11 protein-coding genes and 1 pseudogene are annotated in these 18143 nt (G+C 59.4%); 3 read left to right on the top strand and 9 right to left on the bottom strand.

Annotation, left to right across the window (positions count from 1 at the left end; genetic code table 11):
• Positions 1-25 precede the first annotated feature (25 nt).
• Positions 26-1234, top strand: a complete 1209-nt coding sequence (gene argE, locus PWM43_RS10330; protein ID WP_317134987.1) for an acetylornithine deacetylase — start codon at positions 26-28, stop codon at positions 1232-1234.
• Between the two features lie 253 nt (positions 1235-1487).
• Here the strand turns inward: argE and PWM43_RS10325 are convergent, their stop codons facing one another.
• The 6 genes and pseudogenes from PWM43_RS10325 to PWM43_RS10305 all read right to left on the bottom strand — a co-directional run bounded on the left by PWM43_RS10325 (position 1488) and on the right by PWM43_RS10305 (position 11155).
• A complete protein-coding gene (locus PWM43_RS10325) occupies positions 1488-2555 on the bottom strand; it encodes a sensor histidine kinase (protein WP_289842421.1) in 1068 nt (355 codons plus the stop codon).
• Between the two features lie 18 nt (positions 2556-2573).
• Positions 2574-2921: pseudogene (locus tag PWM43_RS15435) on the bottom strand (PAS domain-containing protein); the annotation flags it as partial.
• A gap of 217 nt (positions 2922-3138) precedes the next feature.
• The gene (locus tag PWM43_RS10320; RefSeq protein ID WP_289842420.1) at positions 3139-5100 is read right to left on the bottom strand and encodes an alpha/beta hydrolase family protein; all 1962 of its coding nucleotides are present in this window, start codon (positions 5098-5100) and stop codon (positions 3139-3141) included.
• Between the two features lie 28 nt (positions 5101-5128).
• Positions 5129-8440, bottom strand: a complete 3312-nt coding sequence (locus PWM43_RS10315; RefSeq protein WP_289842419.1) for an efflux RND transporter permease subunit — start codon at positions 8438-8440, stop codon at positions 5129-5131.
• An 81-nt stretch (positions 8441-8521) separates the two neighbouring features.
• Positions 8522-9346: an SDR family NAD(P)-dependent oxidoreductase gene (locus tag PWM43_RS10310; RefSeq protein ID WP_289842418.1), complete on the bottom strand. Its 825-nt coding sequence runs from the start codon at positions 9344-9346 to the stop codon at positions 8522-8524.
• Positions 9347-9355: 9 nt separating this feature from the next.
• Positions 9356-11155, bottom strand: a complete 1800-nt coding sequence (locus PWM43_RS10305) for a putative bifunctional diguanylate cyclase/phosphodiesterase (RefSeq protein WP_289842417.1) — start codon at positions 11153-11155, stop codon at positions 9356-9358.
• Positions 11156-11401: 246 nt separating this feature from the next.
• Here PWM43_RS10305 and gmk point away from each other — a divergent pair, with 246 nt between their 5' ends.
• Complete coding sequence (gene gmk / locus PWM43_RS10300; RefSeq protein WP_289842416.1) at positions 11402-12043, top strand: guanylate kinase; 642 nt, start codon at positions 11402-11404, stop codon at positions 12041-12043.
• 5 nt (positions 12044-12048) lie between these two features.
• On the top strand, positions 12049-13497 hold the full coding sequence (gene rfaE1 / locus PWM43_RS10295) for a D-glycero-beta-D-manno-heptose-7-phosphate kinase (RefSeq protein WP_289842415.1): 1449 nt from the start codon (positions 12049-12051) through the stop codon (positions 13495-13497).
• 205 nt (positions 13498-13702) lie between these two features.
• Here rfaE1 and PWM43_RS10290 read toward each other — a convergent pair whose 3' ends face one another.
• The 3 genes from PWM43_RS10290 to PWM43_RS10280 are packed head-to-tail and all read right to left on the bottom strand — an operon-like array spanning position 13703 to position 18099.
• Positions 13703-14953 carry a glycosyltransferase family 4 protein gene (locus PWM43_RS10290; protein WP_289842414.1) on the bottom strand — a complete coding sequence of 417 codons (1251 nt, stop codon included), beginning with the start codon at positions 14951-14953 and terminating at the stop codon, positions 13703-13705.
• Positions 14950-16323, bottom strand: coding sequence for a capsule biosynthesis protein (locus tag PWM43_RS10285; protein ID WP_394356065.1), 1374 nt, complete (start codon positions 16321-16323; stop codon positions 14950-14952). The genes PWM43_RS10290 and PWM43_RS10285 overlap by 4 nt, the downstream gene beginning before the upstream one ends.
• 15 nt (positions 16324-16338) lie before the next feature.
• The gene (locus PWM43_RS10280; protein ID WP_289842412.1) at positions 16339-18099 is read right to left on the bottom strand and encodes a capsular polysaccharide export protein, LipB/KpsS family; all 1761 of its coding nucleotides are present in this window, start codon (positions 18097-18099) and stop codon (positions 16339-16341) included.
• Between the last annotated feature and the right edge of the window lie 44 nt (positions 18100-18143).

Below are 18143 nucleotides of genomic sequence, written 5' to 3'. Positions count from 1 at the left end.
GATCCGCGATATATTGAGGCATGCCATGACGGCATGCCTTTTCTGTTGGAAAGACCGGGAAGATATGGCGGACAGGCCAACAGAAAGCTCACTCGGGTGGATCGAACGCCTGATTGCGCACCATAGCATCTCTTCCGACTCGAATATGGCGCTCATAGACGAGGTTTCCGAACATTTCACGGGATTAGGCTTGGACGTATGTCTCACCACGAATGTGGCCGGGACCAAAGCCAATCTTTTCGCGACATTGCCCGGCCGGTCAGGCTGTCACAAGGATGGTCTGATCCTCTCGGGTCATACGGATGTCGTGCCGGTGGACGGACAGGACTGGTCATCCGATCCTTTCGCGATGGATATCCGTCAGGACCGTCTCTACGGACGGGGCGCGTGTGACATGAAGGGATTTCTTGGTGTCGCTATCGCCCTGGCCGAGACGTTTGCAGCAAGGCCCCCCTCTCGCCCTGTGCACTATGCCCTGTCCTACGACGAAGAACTGGGCTGTCTTGGCGCCCCTTCGATGATCTCCGACCTGGTCGCGCGGGGCTATCGTCCGCGCGCCTGCATCGTCGGCGAACCGACCGACATGATGCCCGTCGTATCCCACAAAGCGTCACGGGTGTTCGAATGCCATGTGCAGGGTAAGGCCTGTCATTCCGCCGACCCCGATCACGGAGTGAACGCTATCCATTATGCGACCAGACTTATCATGTTTCTTCAGAAAATCGCCGAGAACATGCGCTCCGAGGAGAAACAGGATCTCGCCTTCGATCCTCCTTTCAGCACGCTCGTCGTCGGCACCATTCAGGGCGGGGTCGCAACCAATACCGTCCCTGAAAGCTGTGTTTTCACTTTTGCTTTCCGGACTTTACCCACCCACGATGATGAAGCGGTCGAAACCGCCATCAGAACCTACATATCGGAGACAATATTGCCTGATATGCGACGGGAGGATCGCAACGCCGATGTTGTTCTCCATCGACGCGCCCACGTTCCCGCCATGCGGACACTGCGCTGCGACGCCCTGATACCCATTGTTTCTTCGCTGGGAAAGATGCATGGCGGATGTGTTTCTTACGGCACAGAGGCAGGGCTTTTCCAGAAAGCCGGAATCGAGACGTTAGTCTGCGGACCCGGATCGATCCTCCACGCCCACAAAGCAGACGAATTTGTCACACTGGAGCAACTTGGCCGCTGCGAAACCTGGCTCCGCGGACTGGTGTCCTCAGACACATAAGCAAGAATTTGTCGCGACGTCTCACCAGCGGCCACGCATGCGTCAGGCTTTTTATCCGCGTATCAACCCTTTAAGGATACCACGGCTCTCACTCGAACCATGGTTGCGGGCGTGGCCGAAACTTTAGGACGGGTTCGGGATTATCGACCAGCCAGATCAGACTATGAAGGCCATATTCGGTACAGACGCCAATAAGTGCCATACACGGACAATATCTATCCGCGTTTTAATTCGCTAGCGCGCGGGCGCAGTCTCAAAGGAGCACGGACGAGGAACCCAATACTGAGTCTGCAAGCGGCTGTTCCGCTCGGATGCCTGTTGTCTCCACAGATGCCTGCGGTACAGTAATCGCCAAAATATCTGCGACAGGTGCGCTCACTTCCCAACGTACACCGCTTCGTTCGAATGCATGTGTGACATTCACACCATGACGGGAGAGCGGATTGCGTCCGATAATGGCGGTTCCGAAACCACGATGACGCGGGGACGACACTTCCGGACCGCCCGACTCAACCCAACGCAAGCAGAACTGCGGACAACCCGTTCCTGCGCCATCCATGAGCGTCCATGAAATAGTGACCACGCCGCGATCATTGGAAAGCGCACCATATTTGAGAGCGTTCGTAGCCAGTTCATGAAGGGCCAGTCCTAGCATTCCAGCCGCATTCGCACGCAAACGAAGACCAGGGTCCCCCCTGACAATAATGCGCTTTTCGTGCACGTCGCCAACGATGGTTGTCTGGGACCGAACCAGTTCGCAAACGGTCATGCCGACCCACTCGCCATTTACAAGCATATCCTGACTTCGGGCGATGGACACGAGACGCTGCTCAAGTGCGACGACGAAATCCGCCTGCGGATCGGGAACGCTGCGACGGATCAGAGCCTGCACGACGGAAAGCATATTTTTCGACCGATGATTGAGTTCCTGCAGGAGAAGTTCGATGCGGCGCTCATTTTCCCACTGAGACGTCACGTCACGCGAAACGCATAGTATAGTCTCGGTCTCCCCCCGCCTGTTGAGCAACGGGGTCAGCATATTGTCCCAGTGACGCACATTTTCCCCCGGGGCTGCGCTCATGCCGGGGAAACGCGACGATTGACCACTCGCTGCAATCCGAAGTGCCTCTTCACCAGCCTCATGAATATCTTCCGGCAGAAGAGACAGCCACTTCATACCGAAACCTGAAGCTTCGTTAACGCTCAAAGCGGCACAACCTGCCTTGTTCATGTGCATCAGCGTGCCATCGGTCGAGATCAGTTTGATGCAGTCCCGGGTAGCGTCCAGCATGCTCGACTGGGCCGTCAGTCTGCGCTCCATGTCGATTTCACGTTGTTTGCGTTGGTGAATATCCCTCAGGATACAAAGCCAAAGGTCCGTTTCGCAGGCGCTTTCCGGTGCCGGCTGCAACCGCAGACGATACCAGCGGCGCGCGCCTGTATTTTCTACCAGGCGAATGTCGAGATCATACGCATTGCGAGAAGCAAAGGATTTCGCGAACAGCTCATGAACGACATGCCGGTCTGCCTCATGAAGGCACTCGATCCACCGGGATGACAGGAAATGCTCCGCATAGATCCCGGCGCGCTCTCGCCAAGCTTCATTGAAAAATTCATATCTCCCATCGGCTCGAAACAGACCCACCAAATCAGGAATAAGATCAAGTGCTGCGTAGGAAGACGTCAATGATAATAGACTTTATATATGCCACGATAGGAGAGGGCTAACACATACGGATCGAAAACAACAAATAAAGATAATGATACCCCACATGAGAAGCATTCCCGGTTCTCGATTTTATCGAGTTCACGTCAGGAGTTTTGTCGATCTTTCGAGGAAATTTTTCTGTAATATCATTGCAAACTTGGACATACGACCGCTCGCGCGACCGTATGTTGACCGTTTATTTTGAAAGATAGGTGTCGAACCACGCGACACTGCGTTCGTTCGAGTCCTGATCATGATGAGGATCGCGAATGCCGTGGCCCTCGCCCGGATATATCACGAGCTTCGTAGGGACACCGAGAAATTTCAGCGCACGATAAAACTCAAGGCTCTGCGCAGGGGGACATTCCTCATCATTTGCTCCGACATAAATGAAAGTCGGCGTCTTGACGTTACGAATGAAATTGATCGGGGACGACTTTGCATAGACCGCCGGATCGTCATAGACCGTCGCGCCGAAGAACGGCGGCATCCAGCCGGAAATACCATTCTGGCCATAATAGGACTGCCAGTTCGCGATGCCGCCACCCGCGACGGCGGCCTTGAAGCGATTGGTCTGGGTGACCGTCCACATCGTCATGTAGCCACCATAGGAATACCCCATGATGCCAAGGCGTCCATCATCCACGGGAGCGATTTTCTCCACCGCATCCACGCCTCGCAGAATGTCACGCAGATCTCCGTGGCCAAAATCCTTACGATTCGCACGTGTGAAGGCTTCACCCTGTCCATAGCTGCCACGCGGGCTGGGCATGAAGATGTCATACCCTCCGTCAAGCAGTTCCTTGTTCATGGTTCGCGTCGCAAGATAGCGCGGCGTTACGGCGCCGGACGGGCCGCCATGCACCTTGGTCACGAGCGGCACCTTGCCTTCATGTTCGACACCCGGCTTGCGCTCAAGAGGGGTCAACAGCCAGCCCTGCACGGTAAAACCGTCACTTTTCCAGGTCACACTCCGAGCATGCGCATTGGCGGGCATATCGGCATTGGCGCGGGTCAGAGGCTTCCAGCGCCCAATCGGTCCGGCAACGAGTTCCGGTGCGACCGTGAAACTTTGCCTGACCGCCGCGCTCTGATCGCCCGCACAGACCAGTCCCGGTTCGCCGCCGCCGGTGGAAATGAGATCGTCGCTCCGTCCCATCTCCTCGGGCTTGCCAGCCCCTACTGAGAAAAACACGCTTTGCGCGCCCTGGAGCGCCGACGCGACAAGCCTCGAACCACACCAGGAAAGTCCTGTCACGGTCGCTGGCAGTCCCGGCGTGAGATTGCGTGGCTTTGCATGCGACGTGTCGAGCTCAAGACTGAACACATCGCCACCGAAGAAGCTGAAGTCACTCATCAGCCCACCGATAAACACGACGGAACGTCCGTCGGGCGAAACATGCGGCAAGCCGAGCTGCTGATCGATCGGCGGAGCATAGAGCAAGCGCGACTGCCCGTTTTCGAACGCGAAAAGATGGGCCAGCCACCAGTTGTTGTCGCCGTTGCCCGCCGCGCCGGTTCCAACAAAGGTGGCCTTTCCGGACGGGCCATCCGTGCGCCAGTCATATTCGTACACGTAGAGATCAGCAGGTGACTGCCACTCAAGGTGGCCATCCACGACGGTCGCGATACGCTGTTCGTCTTCCTGCGCATCGATTTCCCCAGTTTGCGGCGCACCTGCCTGCAACGCGCCTGGATCGCGACGCGCGTTTTCGATGGCGAGCACGGCGAGCGTGCCATCAGGGCCGAAACGCAGATCCTGCAAGGAGCCCTTGAAGGCGAGGCGCTCCTGACGATGCGCTCCGGTGACATCGACGATCTCGACCCGACGCATCGCGTCCCCCGGCTGGCGCATGATGAACGCCAGGTGCTGCCCATCGCGGCTCCATGTAAGATCGGAAAGCGTGCAGGTGGGGCAGCCGGTATCGACCGTGGTCGTTACGGCATCCGCTGGGCCCGTGAGATCGCGCAGCACAATATGCTTGATGACGTGCTCGCCGGGTTTCGGATTTTCATCGCCCTCAAGCGTCGCCAGATGCCTCCCATCCGAAGACAGTGCGGGTTCGGAAAACAGATGCATGAGTGGAGCCGCCTGCGCCGCAGCGAGGGGTACTGAGGCACCCGCAAGAAGCAAAAGGGCAAAAACGTGTTCGCGCATGAGCATTCGAAGTTCCAGACAGGGCCATTCAGCGGGAAGAAAGTGCGACAGGCGCGGCGTGATCTTCCGCCGCGCGGGATTCAGGAACGAATCTGCGCCATAGCCGCATGCAGCCGCGACTGATGGCATCCATGTAAAGATAGACGATCGGCGTGGTATAAAGTGTCAGCAACTGGCTGATGACCATGCCGCCGATAATGGCAATCCCCAGTGGACGGCGCATTTCCGCACCATAGCCACTGCCGATGACCAGAGGAACGGCGCCGAACGCGGCCGCCAGCGTCGTCATGAGAATAGGACGAAAGCGCGTGATGCTAGCTTTATGAATCGCGTCTCGCGGCGCGTAACCCATCTGTTTTTCAGCATGCAGCGCGAAATCGATCACCAGAATGGCGTTCTTCTTCACGATACCCGTCAGCAGGATCATGCCGATCATCGCGATCACGCTGAATTCTTCTCCACAAACCCACAAGCCCAGCACACCGCCGATCCCCGCCGATGGCAGCGTCGACATGATCGTCAGGGGGTGGATCAGGCTCTCGTAGAGAACGCCCAGCACGATATACATGGCTGCGATCGCTGCGACAAAAGCGAGAAGCTCGTTGATCAGCATCTTGCTCGTATCGCCCGCGAGGCCTGAAAACTTGCCCGTTATGCCGATGGGCGCCTGGGTGTTGGCAATCATCTGCTCGATGACCTTCTGCGCGTCCTCATAGCTCTTCCCGGCGGCCACATCGAAACTGATCGCGGCAGCCACATAGCCGTCACGATGAGAAATTTCCGTTGCCGTCGGGCGCATCTGGATCGTCGCGACGTTGCTCAAAGGCACCATGGTTTCGCTCGACGATGCGACTGCGGAACCGTTTGAGCCATTGCCGGTAATCTGGTTGGCAATCGAATTCCGCAGGGACTGCTGGCTGAGCTGCGCCGCCTCGCTCAACGTCGCCGTCGTGGTGCTTTTGGCGCGGATCTGGTTGGAAACCGTAGCACCTCCCGGCGTTCCGGCAGCCGCCGACACCCAAACGCTCTTCAGGACGTCTGGCGTACTGCGATACTGCGGCGCCACCTGCATGACAACGGAATGGGTCGAAATATCCGTGTGGATGCGCGAGGCAATCGTCTGTCCATAGGCATCGAACAGCGTGTTGCCCACAAGCTGCGGCGTGATCAGATAACGCGCCTCGGTATCGCGCTGCAGCATCACGTAAGCCGCGGCACCCCGGCCTTCGAAATTGCTGGTGACATTGGTGATGACCGTCTTATCCTTGCGCAGCGCGGCAACGAGCTTGGGAATATACGCATAGAGCGCGTCCGGGTCCTGGGCCCGCAGGACGTAGCGGTAAGTGCCCTGTCGGCTCTGACCGCCGCCACCATTCATTTCACCGGCCGAAAACAGGGACATGCGCAAGCCGGGAATATTCTTGAGCCTTGCCCGGATGCGATCCGCCACGACATGATCGTTGACGCGCGTGTTCTTGTCCGTGAGCGTCGCGAACATCTGCGCTTCCGCGGCACTTTCGTTCCAGCTCGTGACACCCTGTACAGCCGGGTCCGCGAGCAGAACATCGCTCACCTGCTTCAGACGATGGGACAGATGCTCGAAGGAGGCTGTTTCATCGACCGCCACGAAGCCCACCAGGAGCGAGATATCCTGCGCGGGGATGGCTGTCTTGGGCATGAAATAGATCGAACCGACGAGAACCACGAAACTCAGAGGCAATGTCAGAAAGACGATGACATGGTGCCGCAGACTCCAGCTGAGCGTCACGTCGTAAAGATGCGTGATGCCGTCGAGACCCCAGTCGATTCCCCGAACCAACCTGGCCGTCAGGGGGCGGCGCTTTTCGTGGCCGTTATCCACTTCAAGCAGATACGCGCACATCATGGGGGTCAGTGTCAGAGACAGGAAAAGGGAAATCGTGATGGCCGCGACGATCGTCATCGAAAATTCGTAGAAAATGGCTCCCGCGATACCGGGCAGAAACATGATGGGAACGAAGACAGCCGTCAGGGACGCCGTGATGGAAAGAACGGTAAAACCGATCTCGCCAGACCCCAGAAGGGCGGCATCCATTCGGTCCATGCCATCTTCCATATGCCGCGCAATGTTCTCGACGACGACGATCGCGTCATCGACGACGAACCCGACAGCGATCGTCAGGGCCATGAGCGACATGATATCGAGATTGAAGCCCAGAAGCTTCATGACGGCGATGGTGCCTACGAGCGCGATCGGGACGATCACGGCCGGGATCAACGTCGAACGCAGTCGGCGCAGAAACAAGAGAATGACGCCCACGACGAGCACGACCGAGATGACGAGGGTCAGCTGCGTGTCAACCAGCGCCGCACGAATGGTGTAGGACAGGTCCATGGATGTGGACATGTCGATTCCAGCGGGGAGCGCCGCCCGAAGAACGGTCATGTGCTGCCGGATGCTGTCGACGATCTTGACCTTGTTGGCTTTCGGCTGGGCATGCACGACCAGGGATATGGCCTGCTCCCCATTGTAGAAGCCGCTCTGGTTTACGTCCTGCACGCCGTCATAGACATAGCCGACATCCGACAGCCGAACGGGATAATTACCCGTCCGGTAACCGACGATCAGATCGCGATACTGAGACGCCTTCCCCGCCTGATCGTTTGAAGCCAGCATGAGCCTCTGACCACCGGCATCGATAAAGCCTTTGGGCGTATTCGCGTTGGCGGATGCAAGCGCTTGGCGAATATCCTCAAAGCCGATCCCCCATTTGAACAACGCATAGGGGTTGAGGTCCACGCGCACGGCGGGGCGCGCGGATCCGACCACCTCGACCTGCCCGACCCCGCTGACCTGGGCTAGCAACGGCTTCACCCTCGTCTCGGCGATGTCATAGAGCTGGGCGATCGGCATGGTCTTCGACTGCAGCGAAAGCAGATAGACCGGGTTTTCGGTCGGATCGATCTTGTTGGCGGTCGGATCGGACTGAAGCGTTCCGCTCGGCAGATCCGCATGAGCCGCCCTCAGAGCGGCCTGCACATCCCGTAGCGCTCCATCGATATTGCGCGACGCGACAAAGTCGATCCGTATGCTGCCTTCTCCGTTGTCGCTGTCGGACTCCATCTCCTCGATGCCGGAAATCGTCGTCAGATGGCGCTCCAGGGGTGAAATCACCGAGGTCACCATCTGTTGCGGACTCGCGCCCGGTTCCTCCACGCGGATATCGATCGTTGAAGCGCCCACGTTCGGCATGTCGGCGACCGGCATCAGCGGATAGCACAGCACGCCCGCGGCAAGGATGGAGATTGCCAGCAGGGTCGTCATGACCGGTCGAAGGATAAACGGACGACAAAGATTCATAACATCATTATAGCGACAACAACTCCCCAAGTCTTCATGACGATATCGACATATTTCGTCATGACAAGTGCCTGATGGCGCTCACCCTTTTTCTTCGACAGGCGGCAGGGAACCGGGCTTTCCGGTAGGCTGCCGCAGATAATAGGCCTCCGCGACCCCGACAGGCAGCATGTCCATGAATCGTGAACCCATTACCAGCCAGCGTGGAAAAATAACGCGCCTCTTCCGCAGCGCCACGCCGCGAAGAATGATCCTCACGGCCTTGTTCACGCTGACAAGTCCGGGCATCGGAAAACGGTTCCGCGCCACCATGGGCGTATCAACGAAAGCACAGCACACGCTTGTCAGATGAATGCCAGCTTTCCCGGCATAGGCTCCCGTGGCCACCATGAAACGGTCGAGCGCCGCTTTCGCGGCGCTGTAGGATGCTGTCCCCGGGTAGGATACGAGGCCTGCGACCGACGAAATGGCACAGATCTGCCCGCGCCGGCCCTGCCCGTCCCTGTCCTGCCCCTTCATGATGTCCAGCGCGGGCAGGATCGTGTTCAACGCACCATCGAGATCCACGGCGATGATACGTCGGATCTGTCCGGCGGTCTCGAACGCCGCCCCTTCGTCGTCCCGTGCATGAGCGCCACCCGTAATGCCGGCACTCGCAAAAACCATATCGAGACGATCTGCGCCGACTTCGCGAATCCAGCGTTCCATCCCGGCCCGGTCCGTCACATCCAGAACATGGGGGCGAGCATCCGCGCCAAGCCGTCGACAGGCCTCGACCGTGGCGTCAAGACGCCCACGATCCCGCCCCCCGAGATGCAGAATCGTATCGTGACGAGCAAGAGAGAGGGCAAGCCCACGTCCAATGCCGGACGAGGCGCCTGTAATCAGGATGGTTCTGAGCGTCATGGAGGGCCATTAGCCCGGCCGTGAGGCGCTTCCAACCCCGACGGTCACAGGCGGCATTCGCGACGGGCGCTCTGTCAGGGGCCAGTCCGCGATCTTCAGGAGCGTTTCTCGCGCACTGGCAACAGCAAGGGACAGCATGTGCGTATTGACAGGACAGGCCAGAAGGAAGCCCTGCAACGCATCAACGCCGATCTCATTCAGGATGCGACACTGCTCTTCATTCTCGATTCCCTCCGCGACCACCCGTATGGACAGGCGGTGGGCCAGGTCGGTAATTCCGGCCACGATCTGCCTGTCACGTTCGTTGGTCGCAATATTGGCGATAAAACTCCTGTCGATCTTGATGGACTGCAACGGAAGCTCGCGAAGTTGCCCCAGAGAGGCATAGCCCGTGCCGAAATCATCGAACACAATCGCGAAACCCGCCGCCGTCAGAGCGAGGAGGTCCTGGCGCGTGCGCTCGGCCCGGGCGCCGGTCAGCAGCATCGATTCCGTCACCTCGAAGACGATGCAGTCCGGTGGCAGATTTCTGGCCGCAACCTGATCCGTGAAAGCTTTGACGAAATTATCCTCCGCGAGATCGGCCGAGGTCAGATTGATGGAGACGGCGCCGGAGAAGCCCCCGCTCGCGCGCCACGCGGCAAGATCGTTCACCACGACGTCGCGGACGAGACGCCCCACTTCCGCCGTCAGGGGAAAATCGAGAAAAATCTCCCAGAAAGCACACGGCGTCAGCACGCCCCTTACAGGGTGAACCCAGCGCAGAAGGGCTTCACAGGCGGTAACTTCTCCGCTCCGAATGTCGACAATCGGCTGGTAGTACACCTTGAATTCGCCATCACGCATGCCTTCTCGCGCGTTGCGCAGCATTCTCTGGCGGTAAAGCACCTCGTTTCCGAGCCGCTCGGAATAAGCGATGATGCAATGTCCACCGTGTTTCTTGGCTTCCTTGAGCGCAAGATCGACTCTCTTCATCAGAGCGGCTTCGGTGTGGCATTCAGGTCCCGTGAACGTGTAGCCGATACTGACGAAGACCGTGACGTCCGTGTGGCTCAGGGAAATCGGCCGTTCGAGCGCCGCCTGCAATCTCCGGAGCATTGCCCCCATCAATTCCGGCGGCTCCGCGAAAGGGAAGAGAAGCGTGAAGTCGTCGCCACCGATGCGGCTGATAATCCCTCTGTCGCCGCACACTTCGCCCATGCGCCGTACAATGGTTTCCAACACGACATCGCCACCGTCATGCCCGTACTGCTCGTTCAGTTCCTTGAAACCGTCGAGATCAACGAGCGCAAGCGCGACATCCCTGGCGTCGGTGGGATGCCGATGCAGCACAGAAGTCAGTCTTTGACTGAAGCCGATCCTGTTGAGGACTCCCAGCAGGGGATCCTGGAGCGCAAGCTTGCGCATACGCTGACCGGCTTCTATTTCAGCCGTTATGTCAAAACGATAGGCAATATAAGCATCGATTTTTCCAGCAACGTCCATGTGGGGAATGATGGTGGTAGCGACCCAGTAATGACTCCCGTCTTTCGCACGGTTGCAAATATTGCCACGCCATATTTTACCGGAGGTGATCGCGGCGTACATGGCGCGATAGAAACTGCGGCAGTGATAGCCCGAACGGATAACCCGATGTGTCCGCCCAACCAGTTCGTCAGCACTGTACCCGCTGATCTCGCAGAATTTGGTATTCGCATGACGAATGATGCCACGCGCATCGGTGATGGCCACAATCAGGACGTCATCAATGGTCGCGTTGAGAATCTCGCCCCTCAACACATTCGTCTCGACATCTGAAGCGTCAGACAACAAATTTCCAAACCCTGCCGAAACATGATGTTCCGCCGTTTTCCGCTCACGATATGCATCAGGATAACTGATACCGAACCCGTGCGCACCGAGCAGGCTAGTCGCATTCGGTTACGATTACGTAAACCATAACATCGATATGTCCCGTCTTCAGCCGGTCGTGACGGAGAGCGGCAGATCCGGTATGAGAGCGAGCACGTCCCGAGGGCGCATAGACATATCCCTGTCAAAGGAAAACCATCCCGGATGACTGCCATAGCACGACGTGGTGTCTGTCTCGTGATTTCGGCACCTTCGGGCGCCGGAAAGTCCACTATCGCCAATGCGCTTCGGGCTTCGGAGCCCCGCCTCAGCCATTCCGTTTCAGTGACCACCCGTCAGTCACGTCCCGGAGAACACGAAGGCGTCCATTACCATTTCCGCTCCATGGAAACCTTCCGGGAGATGGCCCGGAAAGGAGAACTTCTGGAATGGGCCGAAGTGTTCGGGCGGGGCTATGGCACGCCGCGCGCGCCTGTCGAAGCCGCGCTGGCTGGCGGGCGCGACATGGTGTTTGACATCGACTGGCAGGGCCACCGCCAGCTCCGCGCCGCGCTGCCGGAAGACGTGGTCAGCCTTTTCGTTCTTCCTCCGTCTCTGGCGGAGCTCGAACGTCGCCTGCACTCCCGGGCTTCCGACGATCCTGCGGAGATCGAGCGACGCATGGCGGCAGCACGTGATGAAATCTCTCACTGGGCCGAGTTCGACCATGTGATCGTCAACGACGAACTCGATCGGGCCGTCAACGCGGCCCGATCGATTCTGATCGCCGCCCGGCTTGAAACCGTCCGCCAGACCGGGCTGGCACAGATGGTCGCGAGCTTCGCGCCCCATGTTGTCGGAGGCTGAAGATCTTGGACTTCACGCGCGTCTCGGTTCTCTGCCTCGGGGATCTCATGCTGGATCGCTTTATCTACGGAGCGATGGAGCGCATCTCCCCAGAGGCGCCCGTGCCGGTCCTGCGCCTGACCAACACGCGGGAGATGGCGGGAGGCGTCGGCAATGTCGCAAACAATATCCGGAGTCTCGGCGGCCGCGCCGTCCTTCTCGGACTGCGCGGACACGACACGCCCGGAACCGCTCTGCGCGCCCTGATCGCCGAGAGCCAGGGAATCGACGATCACACGATCACGAGTGATACGCGTCTCACCACCTGCAAGACCCGCTTCATCGCGGCGAACCAGCAGGTGATCCGGACTGACGAAGAAAGCGTTGCCGAACTGACGTCCGAAGAGCGCCGGAACCTCGAAGCCGCCGCCATGAGGTTGCTGCCCGACGTGCAGGCTGTCATCATTTCCGACTATGGCAAAGGCGTCTGCCATCCCGATCTCATCGCCGCCGTGATCGAAACCGCGCGCACGCGGGACATCCCCGTTTTCGTCGATCCTAAATCACTGGATTTCCGTCGTTATCGTCGCGCGACCTGCATCACGCCGAATGCCCGGGAACTCGGTGCCGCCGCGGGTTTTGTCACCGACACGCTCGAAAAAGTGGAACAGGCCGCGCGCGAACTGATGTCGCAGGCCGAAATCGATGCTGTGCTCGCCACGCGTTCCGAACAGGGCATGGCCCTGATCGTCGCCGATCAACCCATTCGTTCGGTCCCCAGCCGCGCGCGTGAGGTGTTTGACGTGTCCGGGGCTGGAGACACCGTTATCGCAACCATGGCGCTCGCTCATGCCTCAGGTGCCTCACTCGAAAAATCCATGCACATCGCCAATGCGGCGGCCGGAGTGGTCGTGGGCAAGCTCGGCACAGCGACCGCCGATATCGTGGAAGTGACGGCTGAACTCGAAGCTCAACTCGACACGGCGGCGGAAAATGCTCCACCGGCGAATTGTATGCTGCTTTCGCAAGAGGATGCTGCCGCGCTTGTCGAGCGCTGGAAAATGCAGGGTATGAAAGTGGGCCTGACCAATGGCTGCTTCGACCTGCTGCACCCCGGGCATGTCTCGCTTCTTACCCAGGCACGCGCCGCCTGCGACAGGCTTGTCGTCGCCCTCAACACGGATGCAAGCGTGCGTCGCCTTAAGGGCACATCCCGCCCCGTCAATCCGCTCGCAGACCGCGCCGAAGTCATTGGCGCCCTGCGTCAGGTGGACGCGGTCGTGGCTTTCGATGAGGACACGCCTCTCGATCTGATCCAGGGTCTCCGTCCCGATGTGCTGGTCAAGGGAGCGGATTATACACTCGGTCAGGTCATCGGGGCCGATTTTGTCGAAGCCCAGGGAGGCACGGTCGTGCTCGCCAAGCTTACGCCCGACCGCTCAACGACCGCGATCCTTGGTCGTGTCATCCGATAGGGCCGTCTTTCAAGGCCACCCGGCATGAGTTTTGAGGCTGAGGAACGAGCTGGAAGGTCAGCATGAAGGAAAGCGCGGATCTCGGCTCGTCATGCATAGTGGCGTGAGGCACCAGAGAAGGGATATCCATCCCTGCGACCCGCAGCTCGTATATCGACATATCGCGACCGGAGGCCAAGGGTCTTTTTTCCGACGGTCCGTCCCGTCACTGCCGGGCCGCAAAGGCTTCTATCTGGCCAAGAGCCCGGCTTACGCTCTCACGCCAATCGATCCCAGGATTGTGGCCCGAACGGTTCAGCGCGCGAGCTTCCTGCGCTGTCATCCGTGCAAACGCGTCGATACGGCGCATCCACTCCAGGCCGTCCAGGGGATCGACATAATGCGCCGCAGTGCCGCCGACCTCCCGGAAAACCGGAATGTCGGAACAGATGGCAGGCGTGCCCAGCGCAAGGGCTTCAGCCAGAGGCAGTCCGAACCCTTCGGTGAATGACGGAAACAGCAATGCGCGCGCTCCACGCAGAAGACTGACAACCTGCGTATCGGGCAGGGCGTTGTGCTCTTCCACAAAGCCTTGCAGGGCTGGACAGCGCTCCAGCATGTCCAGCACCTGTTCATTTTCCCAGCCACGTTTGCCGACAATGATCAGCTTCGGCGCTGCCGCTCCGTGTTCCTCCACAAGTCGGCGCCAGATATTGAGCAGCAGCAGGTGGTTCTTGCGTGCCTCGATCGTGCTGAGAAAAACGAAATAAGGGCTTTCCGAGACAGGGGTCACGTCTGGTTCATCGTCCAGTGCCCGGAGATGAACGCCATGCGGAATGGCCCAGATGGGAACGGCTTCCCTCCCGGCCGTAGCAAAGTGGGGCTGGAGAGACGTTCGCACCGCCTCAGATGGCGTCAGGACGGCATCGGCATAGCGCACGACGGTTTCGACACGCTGACGGTGACGGGCAAACTCACGCGGGCGGGAGTATTCCGGGTATTCCAAGGGAATGAGGTCATGCACCATCGGCACGAACAAGGTGCGCTTTCGTCTTTTGAGAGCCGCCACGACAACGGCAGGACGAATCAGATGATGGTGCGAGAGCAGCAGATAAACATTCGTCGGCCGCGTTCCTCGCGCCACACGCGCAATCGAGCCGAGACGAGGCGTCAATATTCCATGCTTCAGACGAAAGGCCAGACGCGTCGTATACGCTGCATCGCCCTGCCCCCGGTCCCACATCGCTCCAATGGCCGATATGAAATCGGAAGCCATGGAAAAGGGCAAAGCGGCGAAACGTCCCATCGGATGCATCGCCGCAAATTCCACTCTGTCAGGCGCCGTCGTCAGGAGATAACGCGCATATTCCAGCTCAACACGGTCGATACCGGTCGGTACACAGGCGCTCGCGCGTGAGAGTAGTCTGGAAATATCAAGCGTGAAAAACGCTGGCAAAGACGTCTTCGATCTTTTCATGTCGTCAGCTGTCGCGCCGAAGAAACAACATCCCGAAGCTGCCGGGGATTCCGCGCCAACTCGCGCCGCAGCGCCTCACGACGTAACATTTCAGCGCGCGAAGCGGCGGCAAAATCGCGTGGACAATGTTTGGTCAGTCTATCGATGGCGCCCCGGACCAGTTTGTCGATTCCCTGGGTGGAGAAGAACCCGCCCGGAATAAGACACCGGTCGATCAGCACACGGCGATAAGCGGCAAAAACAGCCGCATCGGGTTGGCCTGGATCACCCCAGAATTCCGCCAGACTGCCTTGGAACGTAATGCCTGGCAGACTGTAGACTGCATCCCCCAGTGTAATGACAGGCTTTCCTTCGGCCAACGCCAGGGTTCCCGTGGTACTGTTGATTGTAATCACGCCGAGAGCGCTACGCACCAGTTCTGCGATATCGCCCGTTTCAAAATAATCTACGCGGTCGGCGACCCCATAGGCCGCGGCCTGCAAACTCACCTCATTGCGCCAGTTACGGACATTGTTGTCGAGCGGGTGTTCCTTGATGGCCAAACGCATCCCGTGAGGAGCGTAAGCCGCGAATGAGGCGATGACAGTTCGGATCGCCTCGGCCATGCCACTGAAACTGGAATGCAGGCGAACCTGCGCGTCCGCGTCCAGTTGCAGGGGAAACAGCATGAACGGTGCTTGAGAATCCCGTAACTTTGCGAATGTCGCAGCCGTGCGCGCATCGCGCGCCTTGCCTGCGTTCAGCTTTCGCAGCCAACCGATCCCCTCGGTCAGAGGATGCCATGGGCGGTAATTGTCCCAGTATCGGTAGTGCCAGCGCGACACGAGATCTGCGGTGTTATAGGCGAGCCCCTGAAGGGCGCGGGTCCTGAACGACGACGGTACCGGTTTGTGCTCGGATGCCGGAGGGAGTTCCCGCGCGCGTTGCAGATAGTATTCCGGATCTCGCGGCAGGCTCGAATTGCCATTCACGCCGCCGAGTTCCAACGTCACCCAGTCGGGACGGATATAGCCCTCCTCGAAGACATGCACCGGGATATGAAGTCGGGCGCAAACGGCAATCGCCGCGCTGTGCAGCGGACGGCAGTCACCAAAAAGCAGGACATCCGTGATTTCGCGGGTCGCGATGATCTGGGCAAGGGCGTCGGGCCATTCGTCAGGGCGGCCCGTGAAGTCAATGCCATTCGGAAGTCGCCAGAAGAGTCGGTCGCCCCCATTGAAATTCACTTTCCAGACGCCATAACCGTCCTCCCTCAGCGCCTGACCGATCATGCGGAAAAACGGCCCCATCAGGCCTTGCAGCAGCAGCACGTTGCGCTGAACAGGCGGGGGCGCGTCATGCGCCGCCGGTGACTTGACCACGCTCAAAATATTTCCTGCGCTCACTCAAAATCCCCGATGGGGCGAAAGTCGTCGAAACACACTTTGGCCTCCTTTTCTGATCGCCTTGACCAGCGTTCCCTGATGCCGCCTCAGGCGCATCAGCAAGGAGGGACGCCACAACTCCGCCTCTCCAAAGCGCCCGACAAGAATTTCCGGCCCGCATGGCATGCGGGTCAGGGGATCGATATAGCGCGGGTAGAGCAATAATGTGGCGGCGGCAAGCTGTTCCATGTTGAGACAACGCGTCCGACGCGCGACAGGTGCACGATCATGTGTCAGGCCCCATCCCGCATAAAAGGGCTGTCCGTATGTCGTAACCGGCTTGCGCCGCATCAGAGCTTCGAACCCGGTCAGAGAGGTCAGAGTGTGGACTTCATGGACGATGTCCAGCAGGCGCGCCATCGCACCTTCCCGGCAAATACAATCCGCAAACCGAAGCACAACCGCGTCCGGGATCGTGCCCGATCGATGACCGGCATCGACGTCGGGGTGAGGACGGTAAACGATGTATGCTTCAGGCTCCGACGCACGCACCTGACGCAACAGGCCCAGATTGCCATCCGTACCAGCGCCCCCGAGAACGACCGAAAGATCGTCCGCAACCTGACCGGGCACCAGGACGATCTTCCGGCCAGGAGGAGCGGCAAGGTCCGGGACAGCGCCGCCAAGGGCGTATTTCGACACGCCTTCGCTGATCATCCGGTCCACAAGGCGTCCCGCCCGTAGCTGCAAATCGGGTCCGAGGGGATGGCTCTCCAAAAGCGTCTCAAGATCGCTCGGCCCGGTTGGATCGTAATAAATACCAGACGTATCCACGACGATGGAGGCCGGAGGCAACAGACCGCTCCCCAGCCCCGCGGAACGAATGAAGCCATCCTCCACCCGACAGACGCCGACGCCCGCCATCCGCGCATATTGTTCAAGCCTCCCGGGCATGCGGGTCGACCACACAGCCACGCGCCCCCTCAGACGCCGGGCCACGGAGACGGCCAGTTTTGCATCCCGGCGAAACAGCGGTTTCGGACGACGCGTGTCAGCCGTGGCAAAAAAATCGCCAATCCGGTTGCGCTTCCACCACGCCATGCCGACGCATACCGGCACCGCGCGGTTGCGCCGCATGATGTCACGCCATTCAATCAGCAAACCTACAGCATCCTGAACGGAGAGGGCTTTGCCGGTGAACGGGCATCGATACTGTGTGGCATCCAGCAACAAAGCGGCGGCTTGCCCCCGCGCGTCGGCGTCAGGAGCCGAGGGCCAGCGACCAAAAGGGTCCAAGATCCAGAGGGGGAGACCGGCCATAGCGCCTAAAGCGGCCAGGGGTTGAATGGCCCCGGGCATCGTAAGGATGTCGCGCGCTTGCTCCAGCAGCGAGAACGGATTGACAGGCTGGCAGACGACCGCCCCGCCGTCGGCCAGGACGCGCGCGCGCAAAGCGTGCCAGTGCCGCGAACGGTCCGGGAAGATCACGACCATCGCGCTGGCGAGGCGGCCCGTTTTCGCCGTAGCCCACAGCGCTTCGGCCGCCTTCAGGTTCGTCGGAACACACAGGATGGTTGCTCGCTGAGCAAGGGCGTCCGGCGCCCAGAACGTATCTCCGATCCGTTCTTCCCACACGGATCGTATGACCGGCTCGTCCCGGCAATCCAAGACACGCGGTTCGATCCCGCTCCAAGCGACGCTCACCGTACCGAGCACGAGATCGTGTGGAACGAAAGGAGGCACCGACAACAACACCGGCGCCAAGCCAACGTTTGCAGGCAACTCAGGCCTCAACAGGCGCAACCCCCGAACCGGATATCTTGGAA

This window comes from Brytella acorum (genome assembly GCF_029309905.1).
In the GTDB taxonomy this organism is placed as follows: domain Bacteria; phylum Pseudomonadota; class Alphaproteobacteria; order Acetobacterales; family Acetobacteraceae; genus Brytella; species Brytella acorum.
This window is presented reverse-complemented; position numbering and strand designations above follow the sequence as displayed.

Coding starts and splice junctions, on each gene's coding strand:
- argE (WP_317134987.1), top strand. CDS start 26: ATGACGGCATGCCTTTTCTGTTGGAAAGACCGGGAAGATATGGCGGAC.
- PWM43_RS10325 (WP_289842421.1), bottom strand. CDS start 2,555: ATGGAGCGCAGACTGACGGCCCAGTCGAGCATGCTGGACGCTACCCGG.
- PWM43_RS10320 (WP_289842420.1), bottom strand. CDS start 5,100: ATGCGCGAACACGTTTTTGCCCTTTTGCTTCTTGCGGGTGCCTCAGTA.
- PWM43_RS10315 (WP_289842419.1), bottom strand. CDS start 8,440: ATGAATCTTTGTCGTCCGTTTATCCTTCGACCGGTCATGACGACCCTG.
- PWM43_RS10310 (WP_289842418.1), bottom strand. CDS start 9,346: ATGACGCTCAGAACCATCCTGATTACAGGCGCCTCGTCCGGCATTGGA.
- gmk (WP_289842416.1), top strand. CDS start 11,402: ATGACTGCCATAGCACGACGTGGTGTCTGTCTCGTGATTTCGGCACCT.
- PWM43_RS10290 (WP_289842414.1), bottom strand. CDS start 14,953: ATGAAAAGATCGAAGACGTCTTTGCCAGCGTTTTTCACGCTTGATATT.